The following is a 13,482-nucleotide window of genomic DNA, read 5'->3' as shown; positions in this document are numbered from 1 at the left end:
ACAAGAGACAAGAGACAAGAGACAAGAGACAAGAGACAAGAGACAAGAGACAGGAGGCAAGAGGCAAGAGACAAGAGACAAGAGACAAGAAACAAAGGAAAAGAGAAAAGGGAAATGGGAAATGGGTGATTTGATTTTTTTAACACTGCTGATTCACAGAATTTTATTAAAACAGATAAATTTAAGCATAAAAAAAGGCTCCCTTTTTAGACAGCCTGATTTTTAATAAACTATAAAATGCGAATCAATAGTAGATAGTGAAGTTTCCATCGGTTACCGTAACCGGATCTGGCACATCTCCTGTACTCTGCATTGTTCCGGAAAACGTTCCTGTGAGTTTTTCGTTTGAATTTTCCCCGAGAAAAACGGAAAATGATTCTATAGGAGAAGGCTGATAATAATTGGAGCTGGATGTGGCATATTGTACAAAATATACTTCACCGCTGTCCCGGGTTAGGTTCAGTTCAAAAGTATTGAATGGATCATCGGCCGTATGAGCCGTAATTTCGACGTCGGTGTAATCTTCTTCAGTATTGGGAATTACATTTACGTCTACAACGCTGAAATTTTTCATAACACCATTAATTTTTGCGGTAAAAGTACTCTCAGGTGTTATTGGAGTTGTTGTGTTGTTGTCTTCGTCATCGGAACATGACGAAATGAAACCGGCCGATAGTATCGCAATAAGCAGAATAAATTTTTTCATAATATGGGTATTTTAAGTTCGACATTAAGTGAATTTAACCATAATAGATGAATTTCTTTTTTTGTAAATGGTTAAAATCGTTATTGTTAACTGTAAAATCGTTAAGGAGCAAGTAAGGGGAAATTAGTTTGTTAGAAATTCATTCGTATTTTTGAATTGCTTATTGAAAATAAATCAACATTAGTATGAAAACTCATTTAGCACTTTTACGCGGAATTAATGTTTCCGGACACAATATGATAAAAATGGAAGACCTTAAAGCTTTGTTGGAGCGTATTGGGTTTGTTAATGTGCGGACATACATTCAATCGGGAAATGTTTTCATTGATTCTGAAGAAGAACACGGGCAAAGTGTCGGATTCAAAATCAAACAGGAAATCTTCAAAGAATGGGGGTATGATGTTCCTATAATTGTAATTACCAAAGAAGATTTAGAGGCTTCCCTTAAAAATAATCCGTATCTGAAAGAAAAAGATGTTGATACAAAAAAACTGTATTTTACATTTATCTCAAAAGAATTAAATGATAATAGTATTCATGAATTGAAAATAAGTCAGGTGAAACCCGATGAAGCGGTTATAGACAAAAACCGAATTTATATCAAATATGCAGTTGGTGCCGGAAAGACCCGTTTCGACCAAAAATACATTGAGAAAAAGCTGAATGTAACGGCAACCATGCGTAACCTGAATACCGTTACTAAGCTTTTGGAAATGTATAACGAGTAGTTAGCCCCTAAATCGGGATCAGAAACTTTTTATCGAAGGCAATTGACAAGTTTAGAATTCAGTTTAGATAAAAAGAGCACATGGCTTGCAGTTTTGTTCAGTAACTTCATTTTCATTGGGAAAAGGCTTTTCTAAATACCGTCTGGCTTTTAATAGGACCGAGTAACAGAATGACTTTTAAAGAAATTTTGATGGATTATTCTGATATCGTTATTTTTTAAAACAATTTTATTCGAATTTGTTAACTAACTGTAAAATAAAAAATTTGTTCTTATTTTGTTATATTTGAAACAGAATACAATGTGTTTTGTTATAAAAACATTAAAATAAATTACTTAAGATTACTTTTTTCATTTTGAATTAGTAACTTGCGTTCAAATTTTATATTAAGCGTTTACGCACTAAATACAACTACTAAATCCCTGTTTAATAATGCAAGTTTTAGAAAAAAAGAGTTCAGCAGAAGCAATTCAGTTAGAGGACAAATACGGAGCACACAACTATCATCCGCTGCCAGTTGTTTTGAGTAAAGGTGAAGGAGTTTATGTGTGGGATGTGGAAGGAAAAAAATATTATGATTTTCTTTCTGCTTATTCTGCTGTAAATCAAGGTCACTGTCATCCTAAGATTGTAGGGGCAATGATTCAGCAGGCACAAACGCTTACACTAACATCTCGAGCTTTTTACAATGATAAATTAGGAGTTTACGAGGAGTTTGTAACCAAATATTTTGGTTTTGATAAGGTATTACCAATGAATACCGGTGCAGAGGCTGTTGAAACGGCTTTGAAATTGTGTCGTAAATGGGCTTATGAGAAGAAAGGTATTAACGAAAATGAGGCTCAGATAATTGTTTGTGAAAATAACTTCCACGGAAGAACAACTACGATTATTTCTTTCTCAAATGATGAGAATGCTCGTAAAAACTTCGGTCCTTATACAGCGGGCTTTATAAAAATTGCTTATGATGATATTGATGCTTTGGAAAAAGCAATCACTTCTTCACCAAACATTGCCGGTTTCTTAGTTGAGCCGATTCAGGGTGAAGCCGGTGTTTATGTACCATCAGAAGGTTATTTGGCAAAAGCAAAAGCATTGTGTGAAAAGCATAATGTTTTATTTATTGCCGATGAAGTTCAAACAGGAATTGCTCGTACCGGAAAACTATTGGCTGTACAACACGAAAATGTAAAACCAGATGTTTTGATTTTAGGTAAAGCTATTTCAGGAGGTGCTTACCCGGTTTCTGCCGTTTTAGCGGATGATGCGATAATGAATGTTATCAAACCAGGTCAACACGGTTCTACATTTGGAGGTAACCCTATAGCTGCTGCTGTAGCAATTGCTGCTTTAGAGGTTGTTACGGACGAGAAATTGGCTGAAAATGCTGAACGATTAGGACAAATTTTCCGTACCGAAATAGGGAAATTCATTGAAACTTCAAATATTGCGACTTTAGTACGCGGAAAAGGATTGTTAAACGCTGTTGTAATTAATGATACAGAAGAAAGCGACACTGCATGGAATATCTGTATGGCTTTACGTGACAATGGTTTATTGGCAAAACCTACCCACGGAAACATTATCCGTTTTGCACCGCCGTTAGTTATGACAGAAGAACAACTTTTAGATTGCGTCCGAATCATCACTGAAACTTTAAAACAGTTTGAAAAATAAAAATAAAAAATCCGCGTTTAGCGGATTTTTTTATGTCTTATAGGAAGTTATTCCCCTAACAACTCCCTCATTTTTTCCTGCATCAAGGCTTTGTCCTGCATAGCTTCTATTCCGAAATAGCTGATCATCCATATAACAAGAGCTAACCAAAGTAACCCAAGAACAATCCCGATTATACAAAGAACTTTTCCGGTTTTGACATTACTCAAATTGGAATAACGATTAGGGTTTCCATTATACGTCTTAATGTCCCTGTTAGTCAGAAAAAGTCCGATACCTCCTAAAATTGCACCAAAGCCATAACAGAGACAGCAAATAATAGAGAGAACTCCTAAAATGATTGCGGGAGTAGCATTGGGTAGTTTTTCCTGAACGTCAAAATTGTCGAAATTTGTTTCTTCCATAGTTGATTTTGGTTAGATATAAAAATGTTTGATAAAATAGGAAACGACCATAATAACGGCGGTTGCCATGGCTAATGTGATTATCGGTTTATGATAATTTCTGGATTTGTCGATAAAGCTTATCCCTACAAGAGCAAGAAAGAAAAGTAGTGTGTAGATAGCCGGGAACATTTTGAAAGCCGCTGTAAATTCTCCTTTGAATACTAAAACGAGTGCTCTTTGTGTTCCGCACCCGAAACATTCAACGCCTAAAAGTTTTTTGCTTAAGCAAGGCAGCATGTATTCTTCCATAGAAAGCTTTTTCTGTAGCAATTTAACAAAAAAATATAAGTTATAAAATAGTGGAAGGATATTTTGAAAGTTTACTAATTTTGAAATCTTAATCGGAAGAAATGAAAACAATTTATATCCTACTTATTTTCGCGTTGATGGGCTGGGCTTTTTATGAGCAGACAAAACCAGAGCCTAATATTTTTATTCAGGTTATCGGCGTATTGGTTTTCTTTTTCGGAATGATGAAACTGATGTCGAAAGTGTCGTCTAATTCAAAAGATAAAGAAGAAGATGACGTTTAATATTGGTGATAAGGTTTCGGTACTCGACGATGATTTCACAGGAATTGTGGTGGGCTTTCAAAAAGATCAGGTTCTGATTGAAACGGAAGATGGTTTTAAAATGGCTTACGCTGCAAAGGAATTAGTCAAAGAACAAAATATCAGTGATTTGAATTCGTTTACTTCAAATCAAAGTATAAATCAGATTTTGAAGGAAAAGGAGCTTCCCCAAAAACGTTCTTTTGTAAAAGAAAAGAAATCGCGTAAAGACGAATTCGTTTTAGAAGTCGATTTACACATCGAAAAGCTGGTTCCTTCAAAACGCGGAATGTCTAATTTTGATATCCTGAATCTACAGATGGAAACAGCAAAAGGACAATTGGATTTTGCCGTCCGAAACAGAATGCCAAAAGTGGTTTTCATTCATGGAGTAGGTGAAGGCGTGCTGAAAGCCGAACTGGATTTTCTGTTAAGCCGTTATGACGGAATTTCGTTTCAGGATGCCAACTACCAAAAATACGGTTTAGGTGCTACTGAAGTTTACATAAAACAAAACCCGAACCGCTAATCAATTAAGGTGTTGTGACGTAATCGCCAAATAAATACTCATCGTACACAAAACTGTTTTGTGAACCTACGAATTCCATATTAACAAACTTTATCTCGTGATTGTAGCCTGTTATTGTAACTACTCCGGTATCAGGGTCAGTCGTAGTTATTTCAGTAGTGACAATTTCAATTCTGCCTCCAATGGCTGCATTCCATTCCTGTTCAACTGTAGGGGTTGCCGGTGGCACTGCTGAACAAATTATCGTGTTTGAAACCACATCACTGTATTTTCGGTACATAACCCTGTTCTCGGATGATATATCGACAATTCTTGGTTCCCCTTCAGGCGTAACTTCATTTGGAAAATTGGAAGCAGGAATATCGACTAATAATAATTCCGCACCATTGATTTTAAATAAAGGATCTTTGTCATCGCATTTTTCAATTTCAACTTCGTCGAAATTGAAAGTTTCAACAACCAAATCACCATCATCACAGGAGGATAGAAGCAATATGCAAACCAATAATCCGAATATTTTTTTCATAAGTATATTTTTTTAAATGGTTCTGATTTCACCATTTTTAAAATTCCCAATTTATCGTAATGCTGAACATTGTTCAATGTCAGTGCAGGTGACAAAAATAATATTTTTAGCTTGTAAAAGCTAATAAAGGTCTATTGAAAATTCAGTATAATTCCTATATTTGGGGACCAAATGAAAAAAATATTTATGTCATCTAAACACCAAACCAATTATCCTGCTCTTTATACACTGATTACCGTTTTCTTTTTTTGGGGATTCATAGCTGCAGGAAACAGTATTTTCATTCCTTTTTGCAAAAGTTATTTTCAACTCGATCAGTTTCAGTCCCAGTTAGTTGACTTTGCGTTTTATACAGCCTATTATGTAGGAGCTCTGTTGCTTTTCATTTTAGGGACTTCAAAACAAAAAGATATTGTGGGAAGCTGGGGATACAAAAAAAGTATCGTTTTTGGGTTGTTATTCTCCGCCTTGGGGGCAGGGGCCATGATTATAGCCGTTGAAGCTAATCTTTATGCGGGAATGCTGGCCGGATTGTTTATCGTGGCTTTAGGTTTTTCATTACAACAGACCGCTGCTAATCCGTTTGCAATTTCACTTGGGAATCCTAAAACAGGAGCAGATCGTGTAAATTTAGGAGGAGGGATAAATTCTTTCGGGACCACTATAGGACCATTAGTTGTTGCTTTTGCGCTTTTCGGAACTACAGCTTCCGTAACTGATGATCAGATCAAAAATCTGGACCTGAACAAGGTTATTTTATTATACATCTGTGTTGGATTATTATTTGTTGCTGCGGCAGCAATGTTCCGATTTTCTAAAAAAGTACCAGAGGGAATTTCAAATGAACCTATGGAAAAAGCTAATAAAGCTCTGCGTACTTTGGTTGTAATGACGGGATTGTTGGCAATTATGTTCGCCCCGGTATTTAACAGTTATAAAAGTGAAGAGGCCGATACGATTGAAATGTTAGAAGAGAGAATCGAAACTATAAAATCGGAAAGCTTTGGCAGAAAAGTTAAAGATTTGTCTGGTGATGAACTTTATAAATTCAGAGCAGAAGTAAAGGATCATGAAGCCGAGATCAAAGAAATAAAAAGCGGATTGGAAAAATACCGAATGTATTGGCTTTTTGGTGCTTTGACCGTTGTTGTCGGGGGATTACTTTTCTCGTTTAAATCGGCACAAAAAAACAGTGAAGGTTGGGGAGCTATGCAATATCCGCAGTTGGTGTTGGGAATGTTGGCAATCTTCACGTACGTTGGAGTAGAAGTAGCCATTGGAAGTAATTTAACCGAATTGTTAAAACTGAAAGAATTTGGTGCTTTTTCTGTTTCGGACAGCGCACCGTATATTTCAATGTATTGGGGAAGTTTGATGATTGGCCGTTGGGCTGGTGCCATCAGCGTTTTTCATTTAAATTCAGCTAAAAAAACCATGGCCTTAATCATAATTCCGCTAATTGCTTTTTCTGTGATAGTAGGTGTAAATACATTGGCTCAAAAAGATATGTCGGCATTGTATTATTATGTAGTTTGTGTCGTTTTACAGGTAATTGCTTTCTTTATCAGTAAAGACAAACCGGCACGTACCTTAACTGTTTTTTCAGTTTTCGGAGTTGCGGCAATGTTAATCGGATTGTTTTCCACAGGAACGGTTGCAATTTATGCTTTCCTTGCCGGTGGATTGGCATGTAGCATTATGTGGCCTGCAATTTTCAGTTTGTCAATTATCGGATTGGGTAAACATACTTCTCAAGGTTCTGCTTTCCTGGTAATGATGATTTTAGGAGGAGGGATTATTCCACCAATCCAAGGGAAATTATCGGATATCGTCGGGATTCACCAATCCTACATTATTCCGGTAGTATGTTTCGCTTATTTATTGTTTTTTGCTGTGGCAGTAAAATCAATTCTTAAAAAACAGGGAATCGAGGTTGATGAAATTGAAGCGGAAGGCGGACACTAATTCCAAATCTTAATAAAATAATAATATCCAATTCGGAGCAGGGGAAATGCCTTACCTTTGCTCCGAATTTCTTTTATATGCGAATTAATAAATACTATCTGGCTGCCTTCACAGCTTTCGTTATATGGGGTTTTTTCAGTCTGGCCTTAAAGCCGATTCATCATTATCCGTCATTGGATATTTTGTTTTATCGTGTGTTTTTAAGTGTAGTGCTCATTTCTGCCATTAATCTTTTTTTAAGGAGGAATGTGCTTCTGAAAGACTGGAAAAATTTTCAGATACAAACCCAATCGGATAAGAATAAAATCATTCGTGTAAATGTTGGTGGTGGATTGTTGCTTACGGCCAATTGGTTTATTTTCATTTTCGTGATGAACCATATCAGCGTGAAAGCTGCCTCATTTGCTTATTTGGTTTGCCCGATTCTAACCACGGTTTTAGCCTTTTTTATTCTGAAAGAGCGATTAAGTAAATGGCAATGGATTGCTGTTGGAATCAGTGTTTCCGGTTGTGTGTTGCTTTCTTTTAATAGTTTTTCCGATATTTTTTACAGCCTGATTGTAGCGCTGACATACGCTCTTTACTTGGTTTCACAACGTAAGAATACGCAAGTGGATAAGTTCGTCGGACTTAATATTCAGATTCTGACGGCAGGTTTGATTATATTACCTTTTTTCCCGGCATTTAGCGGACCGGTGCCAACAGAAAGCTTATTCTACATTTGTTTGCTATTCATTGTAATCCTGTTTACAATAATCCCTTTGTTTTTAAACTTATACGCACTTAAAGGAGTGAATTCATCAACTGTCGGTATTATGTTGTACATCAATCCGATATTGAATTTCCTTTTGGCTGTTTTTTATTATAAAGAAGAAGTAACCGAAATTCAGATGATTTCCTATTCACTGATTTTAATTTCGATCATAGTTTTCAACGAAAAACTTATCTTTAACCGAAAATTAAAGGATCACCGAGTATCAGAATAAATGAAAAAAATATACCTAGATAACGCGTCAACTACTTCAATTCGCCCGGAAGTTGTACAGGAAATGACAAAAGTGCTTTTGGAAGATTTTGGAAATCCGTCTTCCACTCACAGTTTCGGACGTGGTGCCAAAGTGTTGGTTGAGTCGGCCCGAAAATCGATAGCCAAACAAATCAATGCAGCAGCTTCGGAGATAATTTTCACGTCATGCGGAACGGAGGCGAATAACTGGATTCTGCGCTCCTGCGTTCGCGATTTGAAAATTGAACGCATCATTACAAGTAAAATTGAGCATCATGCGGTTTTGCATACTGCTGAAATGTTAATAAAGGAGTATAATATTCAGGTGGATTATGTAAACGTAAAACCAAACGGCGAAATCGATTTTACGGATTTGGTGGAACTGCTTTCACAAAACAAAAAGACATTGGTGAGTTTAATGCATGTGAACAACGAAATCGGAACGGTTCTGAATCTTGAAAAAGCTGTCAGAATCACTCACGATTACAACGCTTTATTTCATACCGATACTGTTCAGTCCATAGGGAAAACCGAAATTGACGTGCAAAAAATACCGGTCGATTTTCTGGTAGCCAGTGCGCATAAATTTCATGGACCAAAAGGAGTAGGGTTTGCTTATGTAAAAAAGAATTCCGGTTTACAGTCAATGATTTACGGTGGTGAACAGGAGAAAGGTTTGCGTGCCGGTACAGAAGCAGTACATCAAATTGTGGGGATGGCAAAGGCTTTGGAATTATCGTATGAGAACCTTACCACAGAAAGAATCCATATATCCGAATTGAAAAAGTATATCATCGGTCGTCTGGAAATCGATTTTCCTGATTTTAAGATAAATGGCGAGGAAACTTTTTATAATATTCTGAATGTGAATCTGCCGCTATCAGAGGAAAAAACCTCGATGTTGTTGTTTCATCTGGATATGAAAGGAATTGCAGTGTCCCGTGGAAGTGCCTGTCAGAGCGGAAGTATAAAACCGTCACATGTTTTAGCTGAAATTCTCGATAATGAAGAGGTTAAGAAACCGAATTTAAGAATTTCTTTCAGCCACTATAATACGAAAGAAGATGTCGATGCTTTGATGGAAGCATTAAAAAGTATATAAGAAGAAGGCAGCGATTGAGCTGCTTTTTTTATTTGGAGCCGCTATTTTCCTGATTCTTTTTTTGTTCCTTTTCCTGTTTTTTAAAATAGCCCTTAAAAAGAAAATTATGTCTCATGGCTTCCATGTTTTCGTTTAGTTTAATGCTGGCTTCCTGAATGTTGGTCATCGTTGAATCAATTTTCTGAACCAGTTTCGGGTCATTGGAAAGATAATTTATAGCCCCTTTTCCGTCTTTAGCATTTGTAATTGTTGTATTTAGGTTTTTAATGGCATCATTTATTTTCAAACTTGAATTTTCCAGGTTTTTCACAATATGTTTTATTGAATTGGCTGTTTCTGTATCGTTAAGGACACCAATCACATTATCTTTTCTGTTTAAAGAAGTGGTTAATTGGTTTAAACTGGCCGCTGATTCTTTTAGGCCTTGAGTTATATCTTTTAAATCGGCTGACATTATTGTATCATTTATCAGCATTCCAATAGTTCCTTTTCCTTCGCTGATTTCTTTTGTTATTTTTACCAGATTGGAAGTTATTTTGGCTGTATTTTCATTGGTTACATTTAACGTTTTAAGCATATCCTCAGTGTTGAGACGTTTCATTGATTTTAAGACATCGCCTTCTTTTACAGGGATTTTATTGTCTTTTCCTGGTAAGATGCTAATAATCTTGTTGCCAACCAATCCGTCGGAAGTAATTATGGTGATTGCATCTTTATTTATATGTGAGATTATTTTATCTTCTATATCCATATCTACCCGGATCATAGTATCATTAATCATTTCAATCTCGATGACTGTTCCCACATTTACTCCCGAATAACGAACATTATTTCCAAGTTGTAATCCGTTTACATTGTCGAAAATGGTACTTATTTCTGTAGTTTTTCCGAATATGTTTTGCTTCTTGCCAATAAAATAGACAGTGGCAATAAAGAGTAATAAACCCACTATAACGAATAATCCGAGTTTTATTTTCTGTGCTGTTGTTTTTTCCATCGTCATGTTATTTAAAAAATGCTTGTATTTTAGGATCCTTTGAGGTAGCTAGTTCCTGAAATGTTCCTTCAGCATAATTAATTCCGTCCAACAAAAGAATCATTCGGTTTGAAATTACACGGGCACAATCCACATCATGGGTAATGATAAGAGATGATGTTTTGTATTTTTTCTGTACCGATTGCATCAGCATGATAATTTCTTTGGATGTTATAGGGTCTAAACCTGTTGTCGGTTCATCATATAATATTATTTTCGGCTGAAGTATCAATGTCCGGGCAAGAGCTATTCTGCGTTTCATTCCCCCGGATAATTCATTTGGCATTAAGTCAATGGCGTTTTCCAAACCAACATTCTGTAATGCTGTGATTACCATAGGAGTTGTATCCTCAATCATTCCGAATTTTTTGGTGTGTCTTCTCAAAGGAAATTCCAGATTCTCTCTAACGGACATCGAATCGTAAAGGGCGCTTCCCTGAAAAAGAAATCCAATTTCGGTGCGCAATTCATCCAAATCCTCCTGTTCCAGTTCCATTATATTTTTGCCCATAATCTCGATTGAACCGCTATCCGCCTCTTCCAACCCGATAAGACATTTAATCATAACCGATTTTCCCGCTCCTGATTTTCCCATAATTACGAGATTCTCCCCTTCGTTAAGGACCATGTTAAACCCATTAAGAACCTCATTACTGCCGTAGCTTTTCATAAGATCTTTAATTATTATTACAGGTTTATCGAAAGTTGTAGAATCCATAATTATTAATTGTAAAATATATCGGTTACAAGAACAGCTATGAAATCAATTATAAAAAGTAGCATAGACGTGTAAACTACCGCTGAATTTGCTGCAATTCCAACTCCGGCAGTGCCTTTTTTGCAATTATATCCTTTAAAACAGCCTACCAATCCAATTGCAAATCCAAAAAAGAAAGTTTTTATGGTGGAAGGAAACAAATCGCTGAATTCCAAATTTCTGAATACCTGATTGAAATACAATAAAAAAGATACATTCCCTTTTGTGTTTTCGACTAAAAAAGATCCGTAAATCGCAATGGCATCAGCAAAGAAAACCAGTATGGGGATCATAAAAGTGGTGGCCAGAATTCGGGTCACGACCAAATATTTATAAGGATTGGTTCCGGAAACTTCCATAGCGTCAATTTGCTCTGTTACCCGCATTGAACCTAATTCGGCACCAATTCCCGATCCGATTCTGCCGGCACAGATTAAGGCAGTAATAATAGGTCCGATCTCACGAATAATTGAAATACTGACCATTGAAGGCATCCAGGATACCGCACCAAATTCCTGAAGTGTGGGGCGGGACTGCAGTGTAAACACCAATCCGATAATAAATCCGGTGACCGCAACCAAAAGGAGTGACTGATTTCCCATAGAATAACATTGGCGCAGAAATTCCTTGAATTCATAAGGACGCTTGAAAACTTCTTTAAAAAACCGTTGGGTAAAATAGGCGAGCTCTCCGATTTCGGCTAAAAAAGATTGAACAGGTTCAGATATTTTAATATTTGCATTCATCAGCATATTCATTTTAAAACATCAGAAAAAAACAATAAATCCGTTTCGCCTTCACAAAACGGATTTAGTATTAGATTCATAATGCCTTAAATTGCATCGGTTTCCTTATGATTTGAAAAGCCATATTATTCTGCCGTTGTAGGGTCGATGATTGAAGCTACCTGACTCACTGAATTTGCCGGGAATCCACCTTGTTTTGCATGTTCACGAACCAATTCTTCGTTTGCTGCGATGTAGACACAATAAATTTTGTCGTCTGTTACATAACTGTGAACCCATTGAATATCAGGGCCCATTTTGATCAATACTCCACAAGAAGTTTGTGCTATTGCTTTTAACTGTTCAGGTGGGAGTTTACCTGCCCCAGGAATTTCCCTTTCGATTACATACTTTGGCATATCATTTAGTTTTTAGATTCCGGATTGTTTTACTTCTATGCTATTTATTTGAACTGAATTTTACTTTTACGATAAAACTCTATAAATGAGATATTAAAGTTACGTATTATAGTTTTGCCAGTTAATTAGCTGTAAGTTTAATCGTTGTAAAATTGAAAAAATCCGTTCTGTGAAGAAAAAACGGATTTTTTAGCATAATGAATTGCACTATTTTTTAGGGGCTGGTGCAGCAGGGGCTTTTCCTTTTTTGTTGCCTGGATGTTTTAATTCAGTTACGACCATTTTTATTGGAGCCAGGCCAAGATTTTTTGCCATATGTGTAACAGCTGGAATGTAAAGAGCATCACCGGCTTTAATATCCATTGCCACAGGAGCTTTGCCCTTGTCTGTGATTTCTATTTTCCCGTCGGTAAGTGCATAAGCAACATGGTTGGGATGACTGTGCCACGGAGTAGATTCCCCGGGTGCAATTTCAATTTGTATCACTCGGACCTGATCGTTATCGAGGACTACTTTTTTGTAGATATCCGGAGCTACCATAACGGGATCCTGCGCAAACAGCGAATTGCTTGACAGAAGGATTACCCCGAAAAGAAATGACATGGAAAAAAGTTTAATTGTTTTCATCGTATTCTTAATTTTTTTAATTGTATTGCATTCGTTTTTTTCTTTTTGGACCTTGTTTGAAACAAGTCAGAGGTCGGCATTAAAAAAATAGCAATAAGTAAGAGTACGATGTGTTGAGGCGGTAATGAATTCTTCCTGTGATTAGGAATGAAAATGTTTTACTTGTGTTTGTAAAATACTGATATACAGTATTTTAATAAGTGCTAAATTACAAAAAAATAAGCAGATTTTGATTGGTTTTTTTGACGAGAGGATTTATTATCAAATGTTAAGTTATTGTTTTCTATTAGCCGACAGTAAAACTGAACTGATAACATTTTGTTATATATAAGCCGTTGGGTGTAATTCAATTTATATTTTTTAAACCACATAGAAGCGTACTTATTAAGTCGTCTTACTTAATTTTAGAAAATAATAGCAATATGAAACCCAAGAATTGGGCTATAAACTCATTTTTTTCTATGCTTCTATGTGGTGAAAATTTTATTTTTATTAGTAGATTGGGTTTTGGCATTAATTACACCCAACGGGTTATATATAGCAAATGGAGTTCATTAAAGAAAACTGCTTTTTGGAAAAAATAGTACTAATTCTTTCTCTTTGAAAGTTTTAAAAATTCAAAAAGGACGTCTCAAAATATTGAGACAGTCCTCTTTTATAACCAAACTAACTAAAGAACTTT

The 13,482-nt window shown here is 36.0% G+C and carries 16 protein-coding genes and 1 pseudogene; 8 read left to right on the top strand and 9 right to left on the bottom strand.

Features of this window, described 5'->3' with window-relative positions:
- Window positions 1-226: pseudogene (locus VLB74_RS05265) on the top strand (hypothetical protein); the annotation flags it as partial.
- 18 nt (window positions 227-244) lie between these two features.
- Here VLB74_RS05265 and VLB74_RS05260 read toward each other — a convergent pair.
- Entirely contained in the window at window positions 245-706 is a 462-nt protein-coding gene (locus tag VLB74_RS05260; RefSeq protein ID WP_325202412.1) for a hypothetical protein, read from the bottom strand.
- A gap of 185 nt (window positions 707-891) precedes the next feature.
- Between VLB74_RS05260 and VLB74_RS05255 the strand changes: the two genes are divergently transcribed.
- Together VLB74_RS05255 and rocD are read left to right on the top strand one after the other, a co-directional pair.
- Complete coding sequence (locus VLB74_RS05255) at window positions 892-1,434, top strand: DUF1697 domain-containing protein (RefSeq protein ID WP_325202411.1); 543 nt, start codon at window positions 892-894, stop codon at window positions 1,432-1,434.
- 432 nt (window positions 1,435-1,866) lie between these two features.
- Window positions 1,867-3,111 (top strand): ornithine--oxo-acid transaminase, encoded by a 1,245-nt coding sequence (gene rocD, locus VLB74_RS05250; protein ID WP_325202410.1) that lies wholly within the window; start codon window positions 1,867-1,869, stop codon window positions 3,109-3,111.
- A gap of 47 nt (window positions 3,112-3,158) precedes the next feature.
- Here the strand turns inward: rocD and VLB74_RS05245 are convergent, their stop codons facing one another.
- A complete protein-coding gene (locus tag VLB74_RS05245; RefSeq protein ID WP_325202409.1) occupies window positions 3,159-3,515 on the bottom strand; it encodes a CCC motif membrane protein in 357 nt (118 codons plus the stop codon).
- Window positions 3,516-3,527: 12 nt separating this feature from the next.
- Complete coding sequence (locus tag VLB74_RS05240; protein ID WP_325202408.1) at window positions 3,528-3,806, bottom strand: DUF2752 domain-containing protein; 279 nt, start codon at window positions 3,804-3,806, stop codon at window positions 3,528-3,530.
- A gap of 101 nt (window positions 3,807-3,907) precedes the next feature.
- Between VLB74_RS05240 and VLB74_RS05235 the strand changes: the two genes are divergently transcribed.
- Window positions 3,908-4,090: a hypothetical protein gene (locus VLB74_RS05235; RefSeq protein WP_325202407.1), complete on the top strand. Its 183-nt coding sequence runs from the start codon at window positions 3,908-3,910 to the stop codon at window positions 4,088-4,090.
- Entirely contained in the window at window positions 4,080-4,637 is a 558-nt protein-coding gene (locus VLB74_RS05230) for a Smr/MutS family protein (protein WP_325202406.1), read from the top strand. The genes VLB74_RS05235 and VLB74_RS05230 overlap by 11 nt, the downstream gene beginning before the upstream one ends.
- Before the next feature lie 4 nt (window positions 4,638-4,641).
- Here the strand turns inward: VLB74_RS05230 and VLB74_RS05225 are convergent, their stop codons facing one another.
- Window positions 4,642-5,163, bottom strand: coding sequence for a hypothetical protein (locus VLB74_RS05225; RefSeq protein WP_325202405.1), 522 nt, complete (start codon window positions 5,161-5,163; stop codon window positions 4,642-4,644).
- Window positions 5,164-5,349: 186 nt separating this feature from the next.
- Here VLB74_RS05225 and VLB74_RS05220 point away from each other — a divergent pair, with 186 nt between their 5' ends.
- The 3 genes from VLB74_RS05220 (at window position 5,350) to VLB74_RS05210 (ending at window position 9,236) form a co-directional block, all read left to right on the top strand.
- Window positions 5,350-7,128 (top strand): MFS transporter, encoded by a 1,779-nt coding sequence (locus VLB74_RS05220; protein WP_325202404.1) that lies wholly within the window; start codon window positions 5,350-5,352, stop codon window positions 7,126-7,128.
- A 77-nt stretch (window positions 7,129-7,205) separates the two neighbouring features.
- Window positions 7,206-8,114: an EamA family transporter gene (locus VLB74_RS05215; protein ID WP_325202403.1), complete on the top strand. Its 909-nt coding sequence runs from the start codon at window positions 7,206-7,208 to the stop codon at window positions 8,112-8,114.
- Window positions 8,115-9,236: a cysteine desulfurase family protein gene (locus VLB74_RS05210; RefSeq protein WP_325202402.1), complete on the top strand. Its 1,122-nt coding sequence runs from the start codon at window positions 8,115-8,117 to the stop codon at window positions 9,234-9,236. It abuts the gene before it with no gap.
- A gap of 28 nt (window positions 9,237-9,264) precedes the next feature.
- On the opposite strand, the gene VLB74_RS05205 is transcribed toward VLB74_RS05210, so the two are convergent.
- From VLB74_RS05205 to VLB74_RS05185, 5 genes are all read right to left on the bottom strand, one after another.
- Window positions 9,265-10,233: an MlaD family protein gene (locus VLB74_RS05205; RefSeq protein WP_325202401.1), complete on the bottom strand. Its 969-nt coding sequence runs from the start codon at window positions 10,231-10,233 to the stop codon at window positions 9,265-9,267.
- Window positions 10,234-10,240: 7 nt separating this feature from the next.
- Window positions 10,241-10,990, bottom strand: a complete 750-nt coding sequence (locus VLB74_RS05200) for an ABC transporter ATP-binding protein (protein ID WP_325202400.1) — start codon at window positions 10,988-10,990, stop codon at window positions 10,241-10,243.
- A gap of 5 nt (window positions 10,991-10,995) precedes the next feature.
- Window positions 10,996-11,775, bottom strand: a complete 780-nt coding sequence (locus tag VLB74_RS05195; protein WP_325202399.1) for an MlaE family ABC transporter permease — start codon at window positions 11,773-11,775, stop codon at window positions 10,996-10,998.
- A gap of 125 nt (window positions 11,776-11,900) precedes the next feature.
- Window positions 11,901-12,173: a DUF4242 domain-containing protein gene (locus tag VLB74_RS05190; RefSeq protein ID WP_325202398.1), complete on the bottom strand. Its 273-nt coding sequence runs from the start codon at window positions 12,171-12,173 to the stop codon at window positions 11,901-11,903.
- Window positions 12,174-12,380: 207 nt separating this feature from the next.
- Entirely contained in the window at window positions 12,381-12,800 is a 420-nt protein-coding gene (locus VLB74_RS05185) for a cupin domain-containing protein (protein ID WP_325202397.1), read from the bottom strand.
- Window positions 12,801-13,482: the final 682 nt, after the last annotated feature.

The organism is Flavobacterium sp. (genome assembly GCF_035456225.1).
Lineage (GTDB): Bacteria > Bacteroidota > Bacteroidia > Flavobacteriales > Flavobacteriaceae > Flavobacterium.
This window is presented reverse-complemented; position numbering and strand designations above follow the sequence as displayed.